Source organism: Pseudomonas sp. TR47, from assembly GCF_044143025.1.
GTDB lineage: Bacteria > Pseudomonadota > Gammaproteobacteria > Pseudomonadales > Pseudomonadaceae > Aquipseudomonas > Aquipseudomonas putida_E.
The window spans coordinates 1-23,758 of the sequence record NZ_JBHFCS010000017.1; the positions used below are offsets into that span (position 1 = coordinate 1).

A 23,758-nucleotide genomic window follows, 5' to 3' on the forward strand; every position below is an offset into this window, starting at 1 on the left:
GCAGCCCGACAAAAACGATGGAATGGGCAGAAGTGACGTGCTGTAGGGCCAGTGCCGTCAGCAGCGGAAAACCGATAACGACGCCAAGCGCTGTTACAGCCAGTGACGACAGGTCACCGCGCTTGGGTCGCGGCTGGCGTAGCACGATCAAGAACAGCGCACCCAACAGCGCGGCAATGGTTGCCCTGGCACATGTCAGAAACGTAGGCTCGAAGGCCGTCACTGCCACGCGGGTGGCCGGCAACGAGCCGGCAAAGATGGCGACGCCTATGAAGCCGTTTATCCATCCGCTTGTTGTTTTTTCCATCGGTGCGTCCTCGATAAGCCAGGGCTCAGTACATCACTGACGGGCTCACCAAGGCCATGTACACTCCACTACAATTCAACCGAACTGTTATGCATATGAATCCAGCACAGTTGAGGGTGCGATGAAACGGGACGGAACGCGAATCCGAGCTGTGATGGGGGAGGTCCAGGCCAGGATAGCCTCTCGAAGCTACACACCAGGTGCGAGAATTCCTTCAGTTCGCGCAATGGCTCAGAGCATGCAAGTATCGGTTTCTACCGTCCTGGAGGCTTATGAACGGTTAACCGCAGAAGGTGTACTTAGCGCACGCCCTGGCTCCGGCTTTTACGTGGCTGGGCCAGCTGCGCCATTGGCACTGACCGAGCTCGGCCCCAAACTTGATCGTGATGTCGACCCGCTTTGGATCTCGCGCCAGTCTCTGGAAACTACCAGTGATGCGTTGAAACCAGGATGCGGGTGGCTGCCCGCATCCTGGCTGTACGAAGCAGGCTTGCGTAAAGCTCTTCGAATGGTTGCGCGTTCTGACACTTTGAAACTGACTGAGTACGCTTCACCGCTTGGGCATCCGCCTCTCAGGCAATTCTTGTCGCGACGACTGGCAGGCGTTGGTATCGAAGCCCCTCTGGAACAGATCATGCTCACTGAGTCCGGCACTCATGCTATCGACCTGATTTGCCGTTTTCTGCTGCAACCGGGTGACACTGTCCTGGTCGACGATCCCTGTTATTTCAATTTTCACGCATTACTCAAAGCACATAGGGTGAACATCGTCGGAGTCCCCTACACCGTAACGGGTCCAGACATCGAGGCGTTCGGCGCTGCCCTGCGCGAGCACGCGCCGCGGTTGTACATAACGAACTCCGGCATCCACAACCCGACCGGGGCCACCTTGTCACCAGTCACAGCACACAGGCTGCTAAAGCTGGCCGACACCTCCAGCCTGGTAATTGTCGAGGACGACATCTTCGCCGATTTCGAGAATACCCCCGCGCCACGACTGTCTGCCTTCGATGGCCTCGCTCGTGTGATCCAAATCGGTAGTTTTTCCAAGACCATCTCCGCTTCAATCAGATGCGGCTACATCGCTTCGCGCAGGGAGTGGATCGAGAGCCTGGTCGACCTCAAGATTGCGACCACATTCGGGGGTGGGCGCATGGCTGCGGACATCGTTCATCAAGCTATTACCGATAGCGGGTACCGAAAGCACATGGAAGGTGTCCGCTTCAGGTTAGCCCAGGAAATGGGCAAAACAGTAGCGAGGCTTCAGGCGATTGGTATCAAGCCTTGGATGGTTCCCCAGGCAGGCATGTACGTGTGGTGCCAACTCCCTCAGGGTAAGGATGCAGCGACGCTGGCCAGAGCTTGTTTGAAGGACGCAGTGGTGCTCGCGCCCGGAAATGCTTTCAGCCAGTCCATGACTGCGGGAGATTTTCTGCGTTTCAACGTCGCTCAATCTGGCGACAGCAAGATCTACGAAGTGTTGAAACGGGCTCTGAATGCTTAGCCGCGGGACCGATCCAGCGGCGACTCATCCTGTTCTAGCTGCTTTCAAGGCGTGCATGGCATATCCTTACGCCACGCAATCAACTTCGAAGCAGTGAATTGAACGATGGGTTTTGAACAACTAGCAGAGCTACGTGACCGTCTCAGGTCGGAAAAAGAGCAGGTAAAGGCTGACGGTGGGAAACACCCCAAGCGCAAGCCTTCCCCGCAGGCGAAGCCTCGCGACCTTGATCCGGCAGTGCAAGCGATCTGGCCCTTGCAGAAGCATTTTCCCTTGGCCTTCCCCGTCAATCCGGCGCCCAAGGTGCCGCTCAAGGAGGGTATTTTCAAGGATGCCGAGCAGCACCTCGAACTGCTCGGCTTGACCCGCGAGCAGCTCAAGCTGGGTATTTCTACCTGGTGCCGGGGAGCTCGATACTGGGCAGCCATGGTGGAGAATGCGCCGCGCCTGGACTTGAATGGGCAACCGTCTGGCATTGTGACCGCCGCTCAGGCGCTGCATGCCAAGCAACAAGCTTCGCGCCAACGTAGCCAGGGCCGACGCAAGCGTGTGAAGTCAGAAGCGAGTGCCCCGGCCTCTACCGCCGATAGCACAGCAGAGCAGATTACCGACTGAGGCCGGTCGCCCGCTGCCCAGGGCTTTCAGGACTCGCGTGAGAGTGCTTGTGAACGGGAATGTGCGGCCTGCATGGCAGCGTCGACCAGCCGACGCAAGCCCTCATTCTGTTCAAACGAGGCGATCGCCGCCGCCGTGGTGCCATTGGGCGAGGTGACTGCGGTGCGCAACTCTACAAAGTCTGCGCCTGGCTGGGTTTGCAGCGTCGCGGCACCCAGCGCTGTCTGCGCTGCCAGGGGCCTTGCCAGTTCCGGGCTCAGGCCCAACGCTACACCTGCGGCGGCGAGGGCTTCGCTGAACAGGTGGTAGTAGGTAGGGCCGCTGCCGGACAACGCCGTCACGGTATCCAGCAGGCCCTCGTGCTCCACCCAACTGGCGCTGCCGACCGCTTCGAACAGCCGAGTCACCCGCTCGCGCAGGTTTTGACATGAACCAGTCCGTCGCTGCCGCCACGGATCAGCAACGTGCGGTGGTCGGGTCAATCAGTCGCGAAGTGGGCGAAATCGTCACGCTCAATCAGCATGTGCAGGCGGGCCAAGAGCAGACGTTGGGAGTGTGTGAAAAGCTGGATGGGCGTTCGGGGGAGTTGCGTCGATTGGTGGCGAGCTTTTGTATCGAGAAGTAGTTCTGAAGCTTGTGTGGTCGTTGGGGGCTGACCTGCGGTTTGCGGTGCTGCGCAAATCGAGCGCCTGTGCGGCGCTCGATCTCAAGGGTGCGCAAGAAATTGGCCTGTCAGGCGACCATCACCCCAGCGCCGGTGTCCGTGGCGGGATCATGCGGCGTGAGCCGGTCGCTTCGAAGGCTGCCGCAAAACTCAACAGCGCATTGTCGCTGTAGGCACGCCCGGCGAAGGTCAGCCCCACCGGCATGCCGATGTCAGCCATCACGCCCATTGGCACGGTGACGGTCGGTACGCCCAGGTGGCGGATGGCGAGGTTGCCGTTGGCTACCCAGATGCCGTTGCTCCATGCGATGTCCGCCGAGGCCGGGTTCACGTCGGCATCGGCCGGGCCAACGTCGGCCACGGTCGGGAACAGCACCGCATCGAGGCCTTGGGCGTCCATCCAGTCTTCCAGGTCCAGCTTGCGAGTCTTTTCCAGCCCGCGCAGGCCGTCGGGCAGGGTTTCGATCTGGTCCCAGCGCTTCAGGCCGCGTTTGGCCATGTTGACGTATTCGTCCATGCCGGCAGCCAGATCGTCCTCACGGTTGGGCAGGGTGCCTGGGTCGTGGGGGAAGATCTGCGGGCCGTCGACATCGGCCAGGCGGTTGAGCTTGGGGTCGTTGTTGGCACGCAGGAAGTCGTCGAAGCCCCAGCCGGACAGTTCCCACAGCTCGTCATGCAGGAACGCCTTGCTGACGATACCGCGGTTGTAAACGGTCGGTGCGCCGGGCCGATCGCCTTCGCAGTTGGAGACCAGTGGGAAGTCCACTTCAACCACTTCAGCGCCCGCTGCTTCCAAGGCCTGGCGCGCCTGTTGCCACAGGTCGATGACTGTGGCACGGGTGTTGATGCGCTGGCCGGTCGGGCCACCGATGCCAGGTTTCTCGGACGTACCGGCCTCGGGGTCGGCGTTGATGTACATGCGCGGTACGCCGAAACGCTTGCCCTTGAGCGCGCTGGCGTCAACCGCCAGGTCCAGGTAGGACGCCGGGCGTACCGAAGAGGCGGCCGGGATTGGCACCCAAGGTTGCAGGCGCCAGAGGTCGCCACGCTTGTCGGCATCGTCGGCAACCACCACATCCAGCACTTCCAGCAGGTCGGCCATGGTGCGGGCGTAGGGCACTACCACGTCCATGGTCGGTGTCAGCGGCCAGTTGCCGCGTACCGAAATGACCCCGCGCGAAGGGGTGTAGGCGCACAGGCCGTTGTTAGAGGCCGGGCCACGGCCACTGGACCAGGTTTCCTCGGCCAGGCCGAAGGCGCTGAAGCTGGCAGCGGTGGCGGTGCCGGCACCGTTGGATGAGCCGGAGGCGAACGGTGCGGTCAGGTAGTTGGCGTTGTACGGGCTTTCGGCACGGCCGTAGACGCCGCGCTGCATGCCACCGTTGGCCATGGGCGGCATGTTGGTCTTGCCCAGGCAGATGGCGCCGCCGGCGCGCAGGCGCTCGACGGTGAACGCGTCGCGCTGGGCCACCAGGTCTTTGAATGCCGGGCTGCCGGATGCAGCGGTCAGGCCCTTGACCAGGTAGCTGTCCTTGGCGGTGTAAGGGATGCCATCGAGCGGGCCGAGCAGTTCGCCACGGGCGCGGCGCGCGTCGGAAGCCTCGGCCTCCTTGAGCGCCTCTGGATTGCGGACTACCACCGCGTTCAGCGCGGTGGGGGTATCGGCTCCATCGTAGGCGTCGATGCGCGCCAGGTAGGCCTTGACCAGCTCGACCGCCGTCGTGCGGCCCTTTTCGAGCGCGTCGCGCAGCTCGGCAATGGAAACCTCGGTTACCTCGATCATGCTTTCACCAAAATTTGTGCAGGTGGGGGCTTTTGCGAGGAGTGTACAAGAAGGGCTGGGCGGAAGCAGGTTTGCGCGGGGGCAAATGGATTTTTGCAGCGGGGCATTGTCGGGCCCCTCGGCTGCCGGCTTGCTGGGCAAAGGGCCGCTTGGCGGCCCATACGCGCTTAATCCAGATCTGCCGCCCAATGGCGCTCGGGCACCTGGCTGGCTTCATCTCCCCAGGTGCGGTTGACCCGGGTGCCCCGCTGCACGGCCGGCCGCTGCGCGATTTCTTCGGCCCAGCGCTGCACCTGCGGGTATTCATGCACGGCAAGGAACTCTGCTGCGCCATACAGGTTGCCGCGTACCAGTTGGCCATACCACGGCCACACGGCGATATCGGCGATGCTGTACTCATCGCCACCCAGGTAGCGGCTTTGCGCAAGGCGCCGCTCAAGCACGTCCAGCTGGCGCTTGGCTTCCATGGTGAACCGGTTGATGGCGTATTCGAACTTTTCCGGGGCATACACGTAGAAGTGGCCAAAGCCCCCACCCAGATAAGGCGCCGAACCCATCTGCCAGAACAGCCAGTTCAGGGTTTCGGTACGCGCGGCCGCACCGGTGGGCAGGAAGGCTGCGAATTTCTCGGCCAGGTACAGCAGGATCGAACCCGATTCGAATACCCGAACCGGTGGCTCGACGCTGCGATCGAGCAGGGCGGGGATCTTCGAGTTGGGGTTGACCTCAACGAACCCGCTGGAGAACTGGTCGCCTTCGCCGATGCGGATCAACCAGGCGTCGTACTCGGCGCCGCTGTGGCCCAGGGCCAGCAGTTCTTCAAGAAGGATGGTGACTTTCACGCCGTTGGGGGTTGCCAGCGAGTACAGCTGCAACGGGTGCTTGCCGACAGGCAGCGCCTTGTCGTGGGTAGGGCCGGCGATCGGGCGGTTGATACTGGCGAACTGGCCGCCAGAGGCTGACTCATTGCGCCAGACCTTGGGCGGAACATAGGGGGACTTGCTCATGCAGGGGCTCCTTGAGTGGCGCAGATGGTCACATACAGGCGTTGACCCGCATCTATGCCACGGGTTCGCAGAAAAGTGCAAATCCGGTGGCGCGGGCCAGGGTATCAACGCGTTTAGCGGCCACGCCGCCGCGACACGCGCGCCTCGATGTTCTTGCGGCCAATCAGCAGCGGCGGTTTTTCCACTACCGGCTCGTCGGCCAGCCATTTGTACATCACCAGGCAGTCCACCAGGCCCAGGCGGGCGTGGCGGTAAGCCTTGGGCAAGCGGCCGACGGTCTCGAAGCCCAGTTTGTGCCATAGCGCCACGGCCACTTCATTGCTGGCCACCACCGAGTTGAACTGCAGCGCCAGGAAGCCTTCCTGACGCGCCAGTTTCTGTGAGTGTTCGCACATCAGCCTGGCCACGCCGCGACCACGGGCGGCTTCGGCGACCATGTAGCCGCAATTGCCAACATGGGCACCGGGGCCGGCGGCATTGGCCTTGAGGTAGTATGCCCCCAGCAACTCACCGTCCTGCTCGGCCACCAGCGTGTGCAAAGGCAGCTCCAGCCATAGCTGGAGTGCCTGTTCGAAGCTCAGGGCAGGGTCGTAGGCGTAGGTTTCGCGGGCCTGGACAACGGCCTGGAAGGTGGGCCAGAAACGCTCGAAGTCCTCGGGCGTCATGGGGCGGATGTGGATCATGGCGGCAAAAGGCTCCCGGCCTGCTCAGATATAGATGAAGGCCAGCACCAAGGCCGCCACCACCAGCCACTTCTCCAGGTAGTAGCGCATGCGGTTGCGTTTTTTCAGTGCCTTGCCCCGTTCACGAATCTTGTAGATCCGGGTGAACAGGCGGTTGATGCCGCCAGTCTTGTCATTGGCATTGTTCGGCGCTGCCGCGGCAGCCATCACATTGCGGCTGAACCAGCGGTTGAACGCAGTCGCCCAGCGGTATTTCAGCGGGCGCTCGATGTCGCAGAACAGAATGATCCGGTTGTGCTCGGTGGTGTTGGCGGCGTAGTGGATGTAGGTCTCGTCGAACACCACGGCTTCGCCGTCACGCCAGGAATACTTCTCGCCATCCACATCGATGTAGCAGCCATCGTCGTTCGGTGTGTCAAGGCCCAGGTGGTAGCGATAGGAGCCGGCATAAGGGTCGCGGTGGCGCACCAGCTTGGCGCCCGGCGGCAGGGTCGCGAACATGGCTGCCTTGACCGTGCCGATGCCCTGCAGCAACTCGGTGGTGCGCGGGCACAGGTTCATCGCAGACGGGTGGCTTTCGCCGTACCATTTCAGGTAGAAGCGCTTCCAGCCGGTCTTGAAGAAGGAGTTGAAGCCAACGTCGTCGTAATTATCGGACTTCTTGATCTCGCCCACATGCAGCAACTGCTGGGCCTCCTGGCGGATTTCCTGCCAGTGGTCCTTGAGCGGCTGCAGTTCGGGGAACGCTTCTACCGGCAGATAGGGTTTGGCCGGGTGCCTGGAGAACAGGTAAAGGAAGCTGTTGACCGGGGCCAGGAAACTGGAGTGGTCACCCAATTGGCGGGTGAGCTTGTGGCGTACCCGACCGCGCAGATGAACATAGGCGATCGAGAGGGCAAAGATCAGTACGAGTGCAATTTTCATGGACGATTACTTGTCGAAAAATGGCCATGCGCCATGGCATAAGCCCGCCAGCATAAACAATCATGGGGGGAGTTTGTACAGATAGTTTGTACCGAGGTTGGCGAGATTTGCGGCCGACCAAGGTGTAATGGCCGCAGTTTGCGCAAACGTTTAAGGTAAAGGAGCACGCATGGTTCAGGACCCGCGCCGCAGTGGCGCCCCCTTCAAACGGCTGTTTTTCGCCCTGCCGGTAACCGACGCCCAGCAGCGTGCGATAGCCCAGTGGCGGCGTGGCCTCCAGCTGCGTAGTGGCAAACCGGTGCCCAGTGCGAACTTCCACCTGACCCTGATGTTTCTAGGCGATGTGGATGCAGCGCAGGTACCTGCGATTTGCGCTGCGGTGGACAACCTGGCGCGCCCTGATGCCCCCCTGCGCCTGCTGCTCGATCAGCTCAAGGTCTGGCCGCGGGCAAACGTGCTGGTGCTCGAGCCGCAGCAGGCCCCGGCTGCGCTGCGCCAGCTGGCCTATGGGCTGCAGCAGGCACTGCTGCCCATGGGCTTTGCCGAGCAGGCCCGTGAGTACCGGCCGCACCTGACCCTGTCACGGGACTTTCGCGGCCAGGCGCCCGAGGCCAGCGTGGCGCCCGACTTCTTCATCGCCGCCCGGTACTTCGCGCTCTACGAGTCGCGCAAAGGCCAGTACCTGCCGCTGGCGCAGTGGCCTTTGACGGCGTGAAGCGGGTTCAGCGCGCATTGATGCCTTGGTCGAGAGGCCGGGGCTGGGCCCGCTTGCCGCCGCGTACAGTCATGCAGGCAAACTCTGATAGGCATGCTCATCTCCCGGGCTACGGGCAAACTGGCGTTTGTACTCGCGGCTGAACTGTGAGGTGCTCTGGTAACCCACCCGGTGCGCCGCCTGCGCCACGCCAAGGCCTTCGCCGATCAGCATCTGTTGCGCCTTGAGCAGCCGCAGGCGCTTGAGGTACTGCATCGGCGCCATGTCGGTGCAGCGCTTGAAGTGCTCGTGGAAGGTCGACACGCTCATGTTCGCCCGCGCTGCCAACGCCTCGACACTCAGCGGCTCGGTGTAGTGTTCACGCAGGTGAGCAAGGGCGGCGCCGATGCGCGCGAAGTGCCCCTGCTGCTCGACCAGCGCCCGCAACACCCCGGCCTGGGGCCCACGCAGTGCGGTGTACAGAACCTCGCGCACCCGCGCCGGCCCGAGCACCTTGGCGTCTATCGGGTCCTGCAGGCAGCGTAACAGCCGCTCGACGCATTCGCGCATGGGCACATTCAGCGCTGCCGAGGTCATCGACTGCGGTGTCTGCGCCTGCACTGCGGGGTCAGGCGACAGGGCCATGCTCTGTACCAGTTCACCCAGCACGCCACGGTCGATGTCCACAGCCACGCCCAGCAACGGCGCTTCGGCGGTGGCGAAGGTTTCGCACATGAACGGCACCGACAGCGCCTGCACCAGGTAATGCCCGGCGCCGTACTCCAGGGTGCGCGGGCCAAGGCGCGCCAGCTTGCTGCCCTGGGCCAGGATCATCAGGCTGGGCTCGTAGATCTGCGGGCTGCTGGCCACGTAATGGTCCCAGCTCAAAACCTGGACCTGTGGCAGATGAGTGGGCACGAAGCCCGGGCGTGTGGCCAGGCTGCGGATCAGGGCGCACAGCGTGGCGTTGGCGTCGACGTGGCGGGTCAGTTGCATGATGGACCATGGGCAGAGAATCAGACACTTGCATCATCTCAGATTTGAGGCTTGGCGCCAGGTGGCTCTGGCCAGGTTCGGAGAATCAGGCATTCACCTCGGAGGATCTGCTGTGGCCGGGGAGGGCGAGGATGCGGAAAATGTATCGACTGAATCGTTTCACTTTCACCTGAGGTCTTGTATGTACACTGCTATCGGTTACGCCGCCCAAACCCCGACCAGCCCCTTGGCACCCATGACCTTCGAGCGTCGCAGCCCGCGCCCGGACGATGTCGCCATCGAGATCCTCTACTGTGGCGTTTGCCACTCCGACATCCATCAGGCCCGCAATGAGTGGGGCATTGCCGTGTACCCGCTGATGCCCGGGCACGAGATCGTCGGCCGCGTCACTGCGGTGGGCGAGAAGGTATCGGCGCACAAGGTCGGTGACCTGGTCGGCGTTGGCTGCATGGTCGATTCCTGCCGCCACTGCAAGGCCTGTGCCAAGGACCTGGAGCAATACTGCCTGGAAGGCCCGACCATGACCTACGCCACCCCGGACCGGGTCGATGGCAGCAATACCATGGGCGGTTACTCCAGCAGCATCGTGGTCAGCGAGCACTTTGTGGTGCGCATCCCGGACGGCATGGACCTGCCCAGCGCGGCGCCGATTCTCTGCGCCGGTATCACCACCTACTCGCCGCTCAAGCACCATGGCGTCGGCCCTGGCCACAAGGTCGGCATCCTTGGCATGGGCGGCCTGGGGCACATGGGTATCAAGCTGGCCAAGGCGTTGGGCGCTGAAGTGACCCTGTTCACCCGCTCGCAGGCCAAGGCCGAGGAAGCCCGTCGCCAAGGCGCCGACCATGTGATCGTGTCCACCGATGCCGAGCAGATGCGCGCCGCTGCCGGCCGCTTCGATTTCCTGCTCGACACCATTCCGGTGCAGCACGATCTGAACCCGTACCTGGAGACCCTGAAGTTCGATGGCGTGCATATCCTGGTGGGCCTGATCGAGCCGATCGACCCGGCGCTGCACGCAGCCAACCTGGTGATGAAGCGCCGAGTGCTGGCCGGCTCGCTGATTGGTGGTATCGCCCAGACCCAGGAAGTGCTGGATTTCTGTGCCGAGCACGATATCCGTTGCGATATCGAGATGCTGGATATCCGCAATATCAACCAGGCTTACGAGCGCATGATCGCCGGTGATGTGAAGTACCGTTTTGTCATCGACATGGCGACGCTGCAGGGCTGACCCATCCCAGCCAGGCGTTGCCCCCAGACCAGATGGGCGATCTGGTCTGGGGGCAACGCCCATTCCCCTGCGCACGTCTGCGCGTCTGGTTGTGAGGCGCGCTGTTGACGCGTACCATGCCGGCATTCCCTCCAATAACAAACCCGTGCCTCAGCGCGGCCGATACTTGGCCCCTGACGCGCGTCCTTTCGCCTTGCCTGCGGAGAATAGAATTCGCCCCATGAACGGACCTGTCCCCACCAACCTTGCGCCAACCACCGGTGGCGGCAGCTGGCTGAGTGTGATCGCCCTGGCCCTTGCGGCTTTCATCTTCAACACCACTGAGTTCGTCCCGGTGGCGCTGCTCAGCGACATCGGCCGCAGTTTCGACATGAGCACCGCTCAGGTCGGCCTGATGCTGACCATTTATGCCTGGGTGGTGGCCTTGGCCTCGCTGCCGATGATGCTGCTCACGCGCAACATCGAGCGTCGGCGCCTGCTGTTGTTCGTGTTTTTGGTGTTCGTGGTCAGCCACCTGCTGTCGTGGCTGTCGCAAAGTTTTGCCATGCTGCTGCTGAGCCGCATCGGCATCGCCCTGGCGCATGCCGTGTTCTGGTCCATCACCGCCTCGCTGGCGGTGCGTGTGGCGCCGCCAGGCCAGCAGGCGAAGGCGTTGGGCTTGCTGGCTACCGGTACGACCCTGGCAATGGTCCTGGGCATCCCGCTGGGGCGCGTGGTGGGCGAGGCGCTGGGCTGGCGGGTCACCTTCCTCAGCATTGCCGGAGTGGCGCTGGCCACCATGCTTTGCCTGATGAAATCGCTGCCGCTGCTGCCCAGCCAGAACTCCGGTTCACTGCGCAGCTTGCCGATCCTGTTCAAACGCCCTGCACTGGTGATCACGTATGTGTTGGTGACCCTGGTGATCACTGCGCAATTCACGGCGTACAGCTACATTGAGCCGTTTGCCCTGCAGGTGGCACAGATCAGTGGTGAGCGCATCACGTTGTTGCTGCTGCTGTTCGGCGGTGCAGGGGTGTTTGGCTCGGTGCTGTTCAGCCGCTACAGCGACCACTTTCCGCATGGCCTGCTGGTAGGCTCGATCGGCTTGCTGGCGGCTTGCCTGCTGCTGCTGTTGCCGCTGGCGAGCAACTTCTATCTGTTTGCCGGGCTGAGCATGTTCTGGGGAGTCGCGATCCTGAGCTTCAGCCTGTCGCTGCAGTCCAAGACCCTGAAGCTGGCGTCCGATGCCACGGACGTGGCGATGGCGCTGTTCTCGGGCATCTATAACATCGGCATTGGCGGTGGGGCGTTGCTGGGCAGTATCGTCAGCAGCCAGATGGGGGTGGCCTCTGTCGGGTGGGCCGGCGGCAGTGTGGCGGTGGTCGGCTTGCTGCTGGCAATGGCCAGTACCCGGCGCTTTCGCGAGGCCCTGAGTCATTGATTGACGTTACCGGCCCTATCGTCGGCAGCTGCCGACAGGGCCGGTACAGCCCACCTTCAACTCAGCCAAGCAGTGCAGCCCAGGCTGACACCAGCAACATGCCCGCCAACCCCCGGTTGAACCATAGCAACCGCCCCGGCGCCTGCAGCCAGCGCGCACTGCCTACCCCCAACAGTGCCCAGGCCGTCATGCACGGCAGGGCGATCAATAAAAACACCAGTGCCAATTGCCACACCGGCAGCGACGGCGCGGCAAACACGCCGATCACCGCCACTGCCATCATCCACACTTTCGGGTTCACCACTTGCAGCGACGCTGCGCTGAGGGCGTCGAAAGGCTTGGCTGCGCTGACATCCAGGGGCTGCCCCGCGCTGCGCAAAATGCGCCACGCCAGCCAGCTCAACCACAGCACTCCGGTCCAGCTCATCACCTGCTGGGCCAGCGGGTGACGCACCAGCAAATCACCAAGCCCCAGGCCGACCAGCAACACGACCGCTGCCGCCGCGCCGCAACCCGCCAGGATCGGCGCCACGCTTGCGCGCAGGCCCTGCCGTGCGCCATGGGCAAGGATCAGCAGGTTGGTAGGCCCGGGGCTGATACTGGCGACCAGGGCGAAGAGCATGAACGGCAACAACGAATGCGACATGGTGAACGGCTCCTGTTGAACAGGGCACCATGCTCGGCGATTGCTGCGTGTCAGTCTGGAAGGTTTGAGCAGCGGCGCCGGTAGTCCGCTGGGGTGAGCCGGTAGGCACGGCGAAACCAGCGCCCCAGGTGGCTCTGGTCAGCAAAGCCGAGCGCCATGGCCACTTCGGTCGGTGTCTGGCCTTGGGCAAGCAAACGCCGGGCACGGGCCAGGCGCAGCTGGATCAGATAGGCGTGCGGCGCCAGGCCGAAGGCGGCCTTGAACGCACGGGTCAGGCGGAAGCGGTCCACGCCGCAGGCCAGTGCCAGGTCGTCCAGGCCGATGTCCTGGTCGAGGTGGGCATGCAGGAAGTCGCGCGCCCGCTGTGCCGTCAGCGGCAGGCGCGGGTCGGGGTTCAAGCGCTTGCGCCAGTGCAGGTGGCCGGTGAGGCAACTGAGCAGGTCATCGGTGGCGGTTTGCCGCACGATGCGCATTTCGCCACCATGCACCGCCTGAAAGGCGAGGGTAGTTGCGCGGGCAAGCTGGCGATCATCGCACAGCGTATCGGCGAAGCTTGGCAGGCTGTCACTGGGCGCCTGCTCGAACAGCACGCGCAGCTCGGCCTCAAGCCACGTCGGCTCCAGGTACAGGGTCGAATAGGTAAAGCCTTCCGCCGTTGGCGCATCGCCGTCGTGAATGTCGCCTGGCTCGAGCAGAAACACCTGCCCGGGCGTGCTGTGATGGCGTGTACGGCGGCAATTGAACTGCTGCACCCCCTGCTCGGTGACCCCGACCAGAAAGCTCTCGTGCCAGTGCGGGTCGTAGGCGTGGCCAACGAAATGCGCACGCACCGACTCGATGCCGGTGTCGGCGTCTTGCTTGAGGTCGATCCAGTCGGGCATGGCTGCGAGGCTGCAGAGGGTAGGGCAGTTCACCTTAACGCAGAACCCCACCTGCGTTTAGAACAATTGTGCACCGCAGGCTTCAGTGCGGCTGCTGTGCCGCGAAACGCTCCCGCAGCCACAGGTGCAACTGCGATACCGCAGGCGACAGCTGCTTGCGGTGTGGGCATACCAGGGTTACCGGGCTCAGTTCGCCCGGGTGCTCCGGCAGCAGCACTTCCAGTTCGCCAGTCGCCACATTGGCGCTGACATCCAGCCACGACTTGTAGGCAATGCCCTCGCCGAGCACGGCCCAGCGCCGCACCACATCGGCATCGTCGCTGAACAGCGGGCCGCTCACCTGCACGGTACGGTTGCCCAGCCGCCACTTGTCGTAGGTTCGCCCCTGTTGCAGGTAAAGCAGGCACGCGTGCTGCTGCAAGTCATCCAGCGTCTGCGGCCGCCCATGACGCGCCAGGTAGGCCGGCGAGGCCACCAGCACGCGGCGATTCCACGGTGCCAGGGGCAGGGCGATGTAGTTGGCTTCTTCGTTCAGGCCATAGCGTATGGCCACGTCCACCGGGTCGCGGAACAGGTCGGCAACGTGGTCGGACAGGTGCAGCCGCAGGGTCAGCTCAGGATGCTCACGGCGAAAATCACTCAACCACGGCAGCAGGATGTTGCGGCCAAGGTCCGAGGGCGCCGACACCTGCAGCACCCCACGCAGGGTGCTGTGCGCGCCGTGCAGGTTATCGCGGCCCTGGCGCAGGCTCTGCAGCACGCTGAGCGCGGTGGGCAGGTACAGCTCACCCTCGGCTGTCAGGCGCAGGCTGCGGGTGGTACGTGCGAACAGGCGCACGTCCAGGTCGCGCTCCAGGCGTTTGATGGCGGCTGCGACCTGCCCGGGCAGCAGGTCTGCCTCGTGGGCAGCGGCGGTGAAACTTCCCAGTACGCTGCTGCGCACGAACAGTTCGAGGTCGGCGATGCGGAGCATTTTCACTCCATGGGTGAAAGTGTTGCTGCATTTTGCCGCTTTTTCTGGTTTGCAGGAAAGATAATATGCGCCACACGTCCCGTTCCGCTTAAGGAGTTGCAACATGGATACCGTTTCTCTGGCCAAGCGCCGCTACACCACCAAGGCGTACGATGCTGCCCGCAAGATCCCTCAGGCCACCATCGACGCCTTGCTCGAGCAGCTGCGCCACAGCCCATCCTCGGTCAATTCGCAGCCATGGCACTTCATCGTGGCCGACAGCGCCGAGGGCAAGGCACGTCTGGCCAAGAGCACGCTGGACGGTTTTGCCTACAACACGCCGAAGATCCTCGATGCTTCCCATGTGATCGTGTTCTGCACCCGCACCGACATGACCGAAGCACACCTGGACGCCGTGCTCGACCAGGAAGCGGCTGACGGACGTTTTCGCGACGATCAGGCCCGTGCCGGCCAGAACCAGAGCCGTCGCCATTATGTGAACCTGCACCGCTACGATCAGAAAGACCTGCAGCACTGGATGGAGAAGCAGACCTACCTGGCCCTGGGCACTGCGTTGCTCGGCGCTGCCGCCCATGGCCTGGACGCGACGCCGATCGAAGGTTTCGACAGCAAGATCATGGATGCCGAACTGGGCCTGCGTGAGCAGGGTTACACCAGTGTGGTGCTGCTGAGCCTGGGTTATCGCAGCGAGTCGGACTTCAATGCCGGGCTGAACAAATCGCGCTTGCCGGTTGCGAAAGTATTTACCTTCCTTTAAGGCAAGCGTCGTCAGTACCGGCCTCTTCGCGGCCCTGCCCGCAAAGAGGCCGGTTCAGCAGGCGGTAAAGCCCGGGTTCACCACAAGGCCGGTGAAGCGCCCGCAACTGTGCGTTCAAACACCTCGATCGCCTTTTCCACCTCGGCTTCGCTGGTAAACCGCCCGATGCTCATGCGCACGCTTTTGCGCGCCTGCGCCTCATCCAGCCCCAACGCCAGCAGCACATGCGACGGCGCGTGGCTCGCCGAATTGCACGCCGAGGTGGTCGACAGCGCCAGCTCACCGGCCAGCGCCATGCTGTTGAAGCCCGGGGCCTCGATACACAGGTTCAAGGTATGCGCAATGCGCTGGTCGGCGCAGCCGTTAAGCTTGACCCCTGGCACTGCCAGCAGCCCCTCGCGCAGCCGCCTGGCAAGCCGCTCGATGCGCTGGTGCTCGCTGTCGCCAGGCTGACCGGCCAAGGCGAAGGCGCTGCCCATGCCAACGATCTGATGGGTAGGCAGGGTGCCTGAGCGCAGCCCGCGCTCATGGCCACCACCGTGAATCTGCGCACGCATCAGGGCGCGTGCGCGAGCCCCGACATACAACGCACCGATGCCTTTTGGCCCATAGACCTTGTGGGCAGAAAACGACATCAAGTCTACCGCCATCGCCCGCAAATCGATGGCCAGCTTGCCCACCGCCTGGGCTGCATCCACGTGCAGCAGGGCGCCATGGGCGCGCACACGTTCGCCAATGGCAGCGAAATCGGTGACGGTGCCCAGTTCGTTGTTGACCGCCATCAGTGACACCAGGCGGGTATCGTCGCGCAGGGCCGCTTGTACGTCATAGGGTTGAATCAGGCCGGCAGCATCCGGTGCCAAGCGCGTGACTGCCCACCCTTGGCGCTCCAGTTCGCTGACGGTATCGAGCACGGCCTTGTGCTCGAGCTGACTGGTAATCAGGTGGCCTGGCTGGCCCATGCCCTGGGCGATGCCTTTGAGTGCAAGGTTGTTGGACTCGGTGGCGCCCGATGTCCAGACCAGGTCCTGCGCGCTCGCCCCGACGCAGTCGGCCACTTGCTGGCGAGCTTGCTCGACGGCTTCGCGGGCGCTCTGGCCGTAGGCGTGACCGGAGGAGGCGGGGTTGCCGAAGTTCACCTGGCGGCCGAGGCAGGTGAGCATGGTTTCGATGACGCGCTCGTCTACCGGTGTGGTGGCGGCGTAGTCGAAATAGAGTGGGGAGCTGGGCATGGCGGTGGGTCCGTCGCTGTCGCCGCGGGTTCGGCGATCCTGACAGCAAGCGTACCCTCGGCGCTGCGAAAATTTTTGCCCTTGATTTCGTGATTTACCAGTTTTTGTAGAAAAATATTCTCCAAAGGCGGTTGATCGTAGGCCATTTAGAGGGTGCAGGAGGGATCACACGGGTTCCGGCGCCCGTTCTTCTTCCGCCACCACCCGTTGGCACAATTCGATGATCTGCTCGCGCATCCAGCGGTTGGCCGGGTCCTGGTCGGTGCTTTCGTGCCAGTACAGGTGCGTTTCAAGCGCAGGCACTTCCACCGGCAAGGGCTGGTAGCGCAATTGGTGGCGACGGGCAAACCGTTCTGGCACGGTCATCGCCATGTCTGTCTGCTGCAGCACCTGTGAAGCCATCAGGTAATGTTGCGAGCGCAGGGCGACCTTGCGTTGCACGCCCATTTTGCCTAGCGCCAGGTCGACATAACCCAGGCCGTTTCGACGGCTGGAAATATGGATATGGGTCATGCCCAGGTAGCTCTCGACGGTGAGTTTGGCGTCGGCCAGCGGGTGGCCCTGGCGCAGGGCGCAGACGTATCGGTCCTGCATCAGCTTGACATGGCGCACCTGCGGATCTGTGTTCAAGGGTGCGTCGACGGCGAAGTCCAGGCGCCCTGCAGCCAGCTCCTTGGTAGTTTCGCGGCGCTTGCACAGGAAGCTCTCGATCAGCACCGCAGGCGCCAGCCGCCGCAGGCGCTGGAACAGCGGGGGCAGGATCACCGCTTCGGTAAGGTCGGTCATGCTGATGCGGAAGGTCTTGTTGGCCTGCTGCGGGTTGAAGATGCGGCTTTCCTGCACCGAGGTGCGCAGCAGCGCCAACGCGTTGCGCACCGGGCCGATGATGTTCTGCGCCATGGGGGTGGGCACCATGCCCTGGGCGGTGCGCACGAACAAAGGGTCGTTGAAGGTTTCGCGCAGGCGCGAGAGAGCGTTTGACACCGCTGGTTGGGTAATACCGACGATCTGCCCGGCGCGGGTCAGGTTGGCTTCGGTGTAGATCGCATCGAAGACGATGAACAGGTTCAGGTCGACCTTGCTGAGGTTCATGGGCGCCGCTCTTTGTTGGAATTATCGGCCGATCATATATCGGTTATGAATGTTTATACACGCAGAAAATAGACTAGGTGGATTGAGTTGCACTGCTCTAGGCTCTGCCCATGTACTTCGAACCGTGAAGGTAGCCCCGATGGATTTCGCCTATTCACCCAAGGTCCAGGCTCTGCGCGAGCGCGTCACTGCATTCATGGATGCCCATGTCTATCCCGCCGAACCGGTGTTCGAGCGCCAGGTCGCCGAGGGTGACCGCTGGCAGCCCACCGCAATCATGGAAGAACTCAAGGCCAAGGCCCGCGCCGAGGGCCTGTGGAACCTGTTCCTGCCCGAGTCGCAGTACGGTGCCGGCCTAAGCAACCTGGAATACGCGCCCCTGGCCGAGATCATGGGCCGCTCGCTGCTGGGGCCGGAGCCCTTCAACTGCTCGGCGCCGGACACCGGCAACATGGAGGTGCTGGTGCGCTATGGCAGCGAGGCGCAGAAGCGCCAGTGGCTGGAGCCTCTGCTGCGGGGCGAGATTCGCTCGGCTTTTGCCATGACCGAACCGGACGTGGCCTCCTCGGACGCCACCAACATGGCCGCCACTGCCGTGCGTGACGGTGATGAGTGGGTGATCAACGGCCGCAAGTGGTGGACCTCCGGGGCCTGCGACCCGCGCTGCAAGGTGATGATCTTCATGGGCCTGTCCAATCCTGATGGCCCGCGCCACCAGCAGCACTCGATGGTGCTGGTGCCGACCGACGCAGCGGGGGTGAAGATCGTTCGGCCGTTGCCCGTCTTCGGCTACGACGACGCACCCCATGGCCACGCCGAGGTGTTGTTCGAGAACGTGCGTGTGCCCTACGAAAACGTGATCCTTGGTGAGGGGCGCGGCTTCGAGATCGCTCAGGGGCGCCTGGGCCCAGGCCGTATTCACCACTGCATGCGTTCGGTGGGCATGGCCGAACGGGCGCTGGAGCTGATGTGCAGGCGCTCCGTCGAGCGCACAGCGTTCGGCCGGCCGCTGGCACGGCTGGGCGGCAATGTCGACAAGATCGCTGACTCACGCATGGAAATCGACATGGCGCGGCTGCTGACCCTCAAGGCGGCGTACATGATGGACACGGTCGGCAACAAGGTGGCGCGCAGTGAGATCGCCCAGATCAAGGTGGTGGCGCCGAATGTCGCATTGAAGGTGATCGACCGTGCGATTCAGCTCCATGGTGGGGCAGGGGTGAGTGGGGATTTCCCGCTGGCGTACATGTACGCGATGCAGCGTACCTTGCGCCTGGCTGACGGGCCGGATGAGGTGCACCGGGCGGCGATTGGCAAGTATGAGATCGGCAAGTATGTGCCGGTGGAAATGTTGCGTAGCGGGCGGTGAGGGCCCGCTCGACGAACTGTTTTTGAGTATCTTTGTAAGCAAAACTTCAGGGAGAGGGAAGGTCAGACCCGCAATTGCGGGTCTTCTTCCTTTTTGGCGCTCTTGGTCTGCGCGGATGGGGGCTGTTCCCCTTGCGCTTCATCCATGCCCGCTTTTTGCCCACGCGTCTTGATCAGCGACACCACCACCCCACCGAGCAACAACCCGAACGTCACGCCCAGCGACAGCAGTGCCGGCACCTTGCCCACCATGCCGTGGTAGAAGATCTTGCAGCCGATGAAAATCAGCACCAGCGCCAGTGCGTACTTGAGGTAAACGAAGCGGTGCATCAATGCCGACAAGGCAAAGTACAGTGAACGCAAACCAAGAATGGCAAAGATGTTCGAGGTGTAGACGATGAACGGATCCTGCGTGATGGCGAAGATTGCAGGCACGCTGTCGACGGCAAACACCAGGTCGGCCAGCTCGATCAGCACCAGCGCCAGGAACAGCGGTGTGGCATAGCGCAATGCCTTGCTCTCGCCTGGCGGGGTGAGGCGCACGAAGAAGTGTGAACCGTGAATCTGGTCAGTCACGCGCATGTGCCGCCTGACAAACTTGAGCACCGGGTTGTTGGCCAGGTCGGGGTGGCTGTCTTCTTTCGAAAACGCCATTTTTACCCCGGTAAACAGCAGGAATGCCCCGAAGATGTACAGCACCCATTCAAAGTTTTGCACCAGTGTTGCGCCCACGCCGATCATGATCGCACGCAGGAACACCACCCCCAAGATGCCCCAGAACAGCACCCGATGCTGGTAACGACGGGGGATGGCGAAGAAACCGAAAATCATCGCCATGACGAACACGTTGTCCATCGACAAGGACTGTTCGACCAAAAAACCGGTGTAGAACTCAAGCGCCGACTGCGCGCCCAGTTGGTACCAGACCCACGCGCCGAACAGCACGCCCACGCTGAAATAGCCCGAGTACAGCAGCAGGCTTTCGCGCATTTCGATTTCACGTTCTTTGCGGTGCAGCACGCCCAGGTCGAGTACCAGCAGGCCGATGACGATGGCCATGAACACCAGCCACAACCAGGTGCTGGTACCGAGGAATGGTGTTGTGAGAAATGTGTGTAGAGCTGTCATGAGCCCCTCCTTGATTGTCGACGTTGCATGGCAACAGTGATCCGACATGGCGGCGCGGTAGCCGTCAGAGGGGCCCGGTATCACATGGGTTTGAGCCTAGACCCATTTCCCCGTGATGCCGAATGGCGCGCTGTTACAAATTTTTGCCTGAGCCTGTGCGCGGCTGCCTGCCTCAGTACACCCAAACCTCCACCCGGCGGTTACGCAAGCGTCCCTGTTCCAGCTCGTTACCCGCAACCGGCAACTCGTCGCCCATGCCGGTCACCTCCAGCACTTCGACGCCATCGCGCGCCAGCTCACGGCGTACCGCCTGTGCTCGCAGGCGCGAGAGCAGGGCGGCACGGCCCGGTGTTGCCTTGGTGTCGCCAAAGCCGACCAGCACCGCCTTGCTGTGCAGCTTGCCGGCCTGGCGCAGGTAGTCGGCGACGCGCTGTATGTCGCGCAGCGCTTTGTTGTCGAGGCTGGCACTGCCTTCCTGGAAGCGGAAGTTGACGCTCAGGCGCTGGGCCTTCTGCGCCAAGTTGCGGTAGCGCGGCGGCATGTCGACCTGCGCCGGTACGGCCAGGGACTTGACCTGCTGTGAGACGAACCCTTGCTCGGCGACGATGGCCTGGCCGGCAGGGCTTTGGGCGAATTCTGCCAAGGCCCTGGCCTGGGGTTTGGCGTTGGCGGGCAAATAGAAGTACAGCCGGCGTGACAGGGGGTAATCCTCGCTCGCCACCAGCGGGCGGTCCGGCAGCATGGCTGGCGCATCGCCTTCGGCGATCGCCAGCACCTTGGCTCCGTGCACCGCTGCCAGGCTGCTGAACCCGATGGCCTGGCGATCTGTACGTACCCGATCGGCCAACTCATCACTGGATTCGAAACGCTGCGCCTGCTGGGCCAGTTCACTGCGGTGCGGTTCCAGCACCAGTGCCTTGAAGGTCTCGAAGGTACCGGAGCGGTCGTCGCGTGCATAGAGGTGTATCGGGCCGCCTGCCAAGCCCAGTTGCTCCCAATACTGGATCCGCCCCGAGAAGATGTGTGCCAATTGTTCGGTGGTGAGCTGTGGCAGGGGATTATCGGGGTGGACGAACACTGCAACACCATCCAGACCGATCACTTGCTCGGCACCGGCTGCACGCAAGTTACCCAGCGCCTTGAGCTGGCGCACCTCGGCATCGTTGATGGGGCGAGACGCTGCGGCCAGGTCGGCCTCGCCACGGCCAAGCGCGATAAAGCCGGTGCTCGAGCCGTGCGCCGCGATGTCGATGCGCAGAGGCTGGCCCTGGGCGTCAACGGCGGTTACCACGGTCTCGTTTGCCACAGCGCCTGGCCGTTGCTCGATCGCCGTTGCCTGCTGTGCCCAAAGATGCCCCTGCACCAGCGCAGGCAGCAGGGCCGCGCCGATGGTGTTGGAACCTTGCACGCGCAGCTGCACAGGCTCGGCCACGGCCGTCAGGGGGAGCAGGGGAAGCAGCAAGAGCAACAGACGGAGCATGCCGGGCGACCTTTGGCACAGAGTTGCCCGGCAGATTACGACAGTGGCGTGACCGAAATGTGACCATGGGCGTGCCAGCGCTAAGCTGTCGGGCTGCCTCAGGTGTGCGGAGCCTGCTTGGGCACTGCACCACCGGCATACTGCGGTTTCAGGTGCCCTTGGTCATCCAGCAGGTAAGCATCCATCACCTCGCGCACGACCGGCCCGGCCACCCGGCCGCCGGCCTCGCCGTTCTCGATCATCACGGCCACCACCACGCTCGGGTGCTCGGCAGGTGCAAAGCCGACGAACAGGGCGTTGTCGCGGTGGCGCTCCAGGGTCTTGTTGCGGTTGTAGCGCTCCCCCTGCTTGATCGCCACCACCTGCGCGGTGCCGCTCTTGCCGGCGATGCGGTATTGGGCGCCGGCTGCGGCGGCGCGGGCAATGCCGCGCGGGTCGTGCATGACCATCTGCATGCCCTGGCTGACCTGGTCCCAGGCATGCCGGTCGTGCAGCACGATGTCGGGCATCGGGTTCGGGTCCACCGGGGTTTCACCCCCCACGGTCATGGCCAGGTGCGGGCGGTGCCAAACGCCTTTGCTGGCCAGCAGGCTGGTGGCCTGGGCCAGTTGTAGCGGGGTGACCTGCATGTAGCCCTGGCCGATGCCCAGGATCAGCGTTTCGCCGGGGTACCAGGCCTGGCGGCGGGTGGCGCGTTTCCACTGGGCAGACGGCATCAAACCCGAAGCCTCTTCGTTCATGTCCAGCGAGACCTTATGGCCAAGGCCGAATTCGGCCATGTAGTCGTGCAGGCGGTCGATGCCGAGCTTGTGCGCCAGGTCGTAGAAGTAGGTATCGTTGGAGCGCATGATGGCGGTGTACATGTCTACCCAGCCATCGCCGCTGCGGTTCCAGTTACGGTACTTGTGTTCGTAGTTGGGCAGCTCGTAGTACCCGGGGTCGAACACCCGGCTGCCGGGGGTGATCACGCCACTGTCGAGGCCGGCGATGGCCACTTCCGGCTTGATCGTCGACCCCGGTGCATACAGCCCGCGCAGCACGCGGTTGAACAGCGGCCGGTCGATGGAATCGCGCAGGGCCGCGTACTGTTTGAAGCTGATGCCCTTGACGAACAGGTTGGGATCGAAACTGGGGTTGCTGACCATCGCCAGCACGTCGCCGTTGGCCGGGTCGAGCACCACCACCGCCCCACGGCGGTCGCCCAAGGCTTTTTCTGCAGCCACTTGCAGGTGGGCGTCGAGGCTCAGCACAATGTCTTCGCCTGGTGTAGGGGCCTGGTGCTTGAGCACGCGCATCACCCGGCCCTGGGCATTGGTCTCGACCTCCTCGTAGCCGACGTGGCCGTGCAGCTGGCTTTCGTAGAAGTGTTCGATACCGGTCTTGCCGATCGATTGGGTGCCGCGATACTCGGTGCTGTCGAGGGTCTTGGCTTCCTTTTCGTTGATCCGCCCGACGTAGCCGACCGAATGGGCGAAGTGCTCGGCCAGCGGGTATTCACGGATGAACTGCGGTTCTACATCCAGGCCCGGCAGGCGGAACTGGTTGACCGCTACCAGGGCGATCTGCTCCTCGGTCAGGCCAACCATCAGGGTGACCGGTTCAAACGGCTTGCGTCCACGGCGCAGGTCCTTGTCGAACTGCTTGCGGTCATCCTCGCCCAAGCTCAGGACCTGGGTCAGGGTGTCGAGCACCTTGGCCGAGTCGCCGGCGCGCTCACGGGTCATGGTCAGGTCGAAACTGGGCTTGTTGTCGGCCAGCACCACACCGTTGCGGTCGTAGATCAGCCCGCGCTCGGGGGCGATGGGCAGTACGTGCACGCGGTTGTTTTCCGATACCGCGCTTTGCTGGTCGTGTTGCAGCACTTGCAGCACGTAGAGACGGCCGATCAGCACGGCGACCAGGCTGAAGACCAGGGCAGCGCAAGCCAGGAGCCGGCGGTTGACCAGGTGCTTTTCCTTTTCGTGGTCCTTGAGGGGGATCGGTTGGGGCATGGGCGGTGGTGTGTCGGTTGAGCGCAAACCTGTGGGAGCCGGCCTGCCGGCGACTACGCCAGGCCAGCCAACATGGATGTAGACGAGTGCCATGCACTCGAATCGCCGGCAAGCCGGCTCCCACAAGGATGCGGGGCGGCGATGCTACGCGTGCCGGGGGCGCGCCTCAAGACAGGTGCGATGCGCGAAGCCGGGTATCCGGCGTTTCATCCCGGCATCAGGGCGCTGAAGGCCTGTATGAAGATTTGTTCATTCACCTGACTTGGCCGGCTTGAGACGGTGAATGGATGACTGGGGCAGGCCATTTGGTTAGAATGCCCGCGGGTGCTAGCTGCATGACGCAGTGACGCAGGTTAAATAACTACGCAGGTCGGGCCGC

General features: G+C 63.2%; 23 protein-coding genes. 8 read left to right on the forward strand and 15 right to left on the reverse strand.

The window, feature by feature from the left end:
• Positions 1-307: EamA family transporter (locus ACEWE8_RS17620; RefSeq protein ID WP_395589338.1), on the reverse strand; the 307-nt coding region annotated here is incomplete at its 3' end.
• Between the two features lie 121 nt (positions 308-428).
• On the opposite strand from ACEWE8_RS17620, the gene ACEWE8_RS17625 reads away from it, so the two are divergent.
• The gene (locus ACEWE8_RS17625) at positions 429-1,811 is read left to right on the forward strand and encodes a PLP-dependent aminotransferase family protein (protein WP_046785780.1); all 1,383 of its coding nucleotides are present in this window, start codon (positions 429-431) and stop codon (positions 1,809-1,811) included.
• Between the two features lie 105 nt (positions 1,812-1,916).
• The gene (locus ACEWE8_RS17630) at positions 1,917-2,426 is read left to right on the forward strand and encodes a ProQ/FinO family protein (RefSeq protein WP_046785781.1); all 510 of its coding nucleotides are present in this window, start codon (positions 1,917-1,919) and stop codon (positions 2,424-2,426) included.
• Between the two features lie 26 nt (positions 2,427-2,452).
• Here the strand turns inward: ACEWE8_RS17630 and ACEWE8_RS17635 are convergent, their stop codons facing one another.
• Complete coding sequence (locus tag ACEWE8_RS17635) at positions 2,453-2,833, reverse strand: pyrroline-5-carboxylate reductase dimerization domain-containing protein (protein WP_052750416.1); 381 nt, start codon at positions 2,831-2,833, stop codon at positions 2,453-2,455.
• Between the two features lie 20 nt (positions 2,834-2,853).
• Here ACEWE8_RS17635 and ACEWE8_RS17640 point away from each other — a divergent pair, with 20 nt between their 5' ends.
• A complete protein-coding gene (locus ACEWE8_RS17640; protein WP_052750417.1) occupies positions 2,854-3,051 on the forward strand; it encodes a hypothetical protein in 198 nt (65 codons plus the stop codon).
• A 118-nt stretch (positions 3,052-3,169) separates the two neighbouring features.
• Here ACEWE8_RS17640 and ACEWE8_RS17645 read toward each other — a convergent pair whose 3' ends face one another.
• The 4 genes from ACEWE8_RS17645 to lpxO form a co-directional block, all read right to left on the reverse strand.
• The gene (locus tag ACEWE8_RS17645; RefSeq protein ID WP_046785782.1) at positions 3,170-4,873 is read right to left on the reverse strand and encodes an amidase; all 1,704 of its coding nucleotides are present in this window, start codon (positions 4,871-4,873) and stop codon (positions 3,170-3,172) included.
• A gap of 167 nt (positions 4,874-5,040) precedes the next feature.
• Entirely contained in the window at positions 5,041-5,880 is an 840-nt protein-coding gene (yghU, locus tag ACEWE8_RS17650) for a glutathione-dependent disulfide-bond oxidoreductase (protein ID WP_046785783.1), read from the reverse strand.
• A gap of 113 nt (positions 5,881-5,993) precedes the next feature.
• The gene (locus tag ACEWE8_RS17655; RefSeq protein WP_046785784.1) at positions 5,994-6,563 is read right to left on the reverse strand and encodes a GNAT family N-acetyltransferase; all 570 of its coding nucleotides are present in this window, start codon (positions 6,561-6,563) and stop codon (positions 5,994-5,996) included.
• A gap of 24 nt (positions 6,564-6,587) precedes the next feature.
• The gene (lpxO, locus tag ACEWE8_RS17660) at positions 6,588-7,487 is read right to left on the reverse strand and encodes a lipid A hydroxylase LpxO (RefSeq protein ID WP_046785785.1); all 900 of its coding nucleotides are present in this window, start codon (positions 7,485-7,487) and stop codon (positions 6,588-6,590) included.
• A gap of 169 nt (positions 7,488-7,656) precedes the next feature.
• Here lpxO and thpR point away from each other — a divergent pair, with 169 nt between their 5' ends.
• Positions 7,657-8,202: an RNA 2',3'-cyclic phosphodiesterase gene (gene thpR / locus ACEWE8_RS17665; RefSeq protein ID WP_046785786.1), complete on the forward strand. Its 546-nt coding sequence runs from the start codon at positions 7,657-7,659 to the stop codon at positions 8,200-8,202.
• Positions 8,203-8,271: 69 nt separating this feature from the next.
• On the opposite strand, the gene ACEWE8_RS17670 is transcribed toward thpR, so the two are convergent.
• Entirely contained in the window at positions 8,272-9,177 is a 906-nt protein-coding gene (locus ACEWE8_RS17670) for an AraC family transcriptional regulator (RefSeq protein ID WP_046785787.1), read from the reverse strand.
• 181 nt (positions 9,178-9,358) lie between these two features.
• Between ACEWE8_RS17670 and calA the strand changes: the two genes are divergently transcribed.
• Positions 9,359-10,411, forward strand: a complete 1,053-nt coding sequence (calA, locus tag ACEWE8_RS17675; protein ID WP_046785788.1) for a vanillin reductase — start codon at positions 9,359-9,361, stop codon at positions 10,409-10,411.
• Positions 10,412-10,631: 220 nt separating this feature from the next.
• Positions 10,632-11,831 carry a sugar transporter gene (locus tag ACEWE8_RS17680; protein WP_046785789.1) on the forward strand — a complete coding sequence of 400 codons (1,200 nt, stop codon included), beginning with the start codon at positions 10,632-10,634 and terminating at the stop codon, positions 11,829-11,831.
• A gap of 61 nt (positions 11,832-11,892) precedes the next feature.
• Here ACEWE8_RS17680 and ACEWE8_RS17685 read toward each other — a convergent pair whose 3' ends face one another.
• The 3 genes from ACEWE8_RS17685 to ACEWE8_RS17695 form a co-directional block, all read right to left on the reverse strand.
• Positions 11,893-12,477: a LysE family translocator gene (locus ACEWE8_RS17685; protein ID WP_046785790.1), complete on the reverse strand. Its 585-nt coding sequence runs from the start codon at positions 12,475-12,477 to the stop codon at positions 11,893-11,895.
• 50 nt (positions 12,478-12,527) lie between these two features.
• Positions 12,528-13,358 (reverse strand): AraC family transcriptional regulator, encoded by an 831-nt coding sequence (locus ACEWE8_RS17690; RefSeq protein WP_046785791.1) that lies wholly within the window; start codon positions 13,356-13,358, stop codon positions 12,528-12,530.
• Positions 13,359-13,440: 82 nt separating this feature from the next.
• Positions 13,441-14,331 (reverse strand): LysR family transcriptional regulator, encoded by an 891-nt coding sequence (locus ACEWE8_RS17695; protein ID WP_046785792.1) that lies wholly within the window; start codon positions 14,329-14,331, stop codon positions 13,441-13,443.
• A gap of 103 nt (positions 14,332-14,434) precedes the next feature.
• Here ACEWE8_RS17695 and ACEWE8_RS17700 point away from each other — a divergent pair, with 103 nt between their 5' ends.
• Positions 14,435-15,088, forward strand: coding sequence for an oxygen-insensitive NAD(P)H-dependent nitroreductase NfsB (locus ACEWE8_RS17700; RefSeq protein ID WP_046785793.1), 654 nt, complete (start codon positions 14,435-14,437; stop codon positions 15,086-15,088).
• Between the two features lie 77 nt (positions 15,089-15,165).
• On the opposite strand, the gene ACEWE8_RS17705 is transcribed toward ACEWE8_RS17700, so the two are convergent.
• Together ACEWE8_RS17705 and ACEWE8_RS17710 are read right to left on the reverse strand one after the other, a co-directional pair.
• A complete protein-coding gene (locus tag ACEWE8_RS17705) occupies positions 15,166-16,320 on the reverse strand; it encodes a cysteine desulfurase family protein (RefSeq protein ID WP_046785794.1) in 1,155 nt (384 codons plus the stop codon).
• 165 nt (positions 16,321-16,485) lie between these two features.
• Positions 16,486-17,412, reverse strand: a complete 927-nt coding sequence (locus ACEWE8_RS17710) for a LysR family transcriptional regulator (protein WP_046785795.1) — start codon at positions 17,410-17,412, stop codon at positions 16,486-16,488.
• Positions 17,413-17,551: 139 nt separating this feature from the next.
• Between ACEWE8_RS17710 and ACEWE8_RS17715 the strand changes: the two genes are divergently transcribed.
• Entirely contained in the window at positions 17,552-18,781 is a 1,230-nt protein-coding gene (locus ACEWE8_RS17715) for an acyl-CoA dehydrogenase (protein WP_046785796.1), read from the forward strand.
• 62 nt (positions 18,782-18,843) lie between these two features.
• Here ACEWE8_RS17715 and ACEWE8_RS17720 read toward each other — a convergent pair whose 3' ends face one another.
• The 3 genes from ACEWE8_RS17720 to mrdA all read right to left on the reverse strand — a co-directional run bounded on the left by ACEWE8_RS17720 (position 18,844) and on the right by mrdA (position 23,379).
• Entirely contained in the window at positions 18,844-19,908 is a 1,065-nt protein-coding gene (locus ACEWE8_RS17720; RefSeq protein ID WP_046785797.1) for a TerC family protein, read from the reverse strand.
• Positions 19,909-20,080: 172 nt separating this feature from the next.
• On the reverse strand, positions 20,081-21,388 hold the full coding sequence (locus tag ACEWE8_RS17725; RefSeq protein ID WP_046785798.1) for a substrate-binding domain-containing protein: 1,308 nt from the start codon (positions 21,386-21,388) through the stop codon (positions 20,081-20,083).
• Between the two features lie 98 nt (positions 21,389-21,486).
• A complete protein-coding gene (gene mrdA / locus ACEWE8_RS17730) occupies positions 21,487-23,379 on the reverse strand; it encodes a penicillin-binding protein 2 (protein WP_046785799.1) in 1,893 nt (630 codons plus the stop codon).
• Positions 23,380-23,758: the final 379 nt, after the last annotated feature.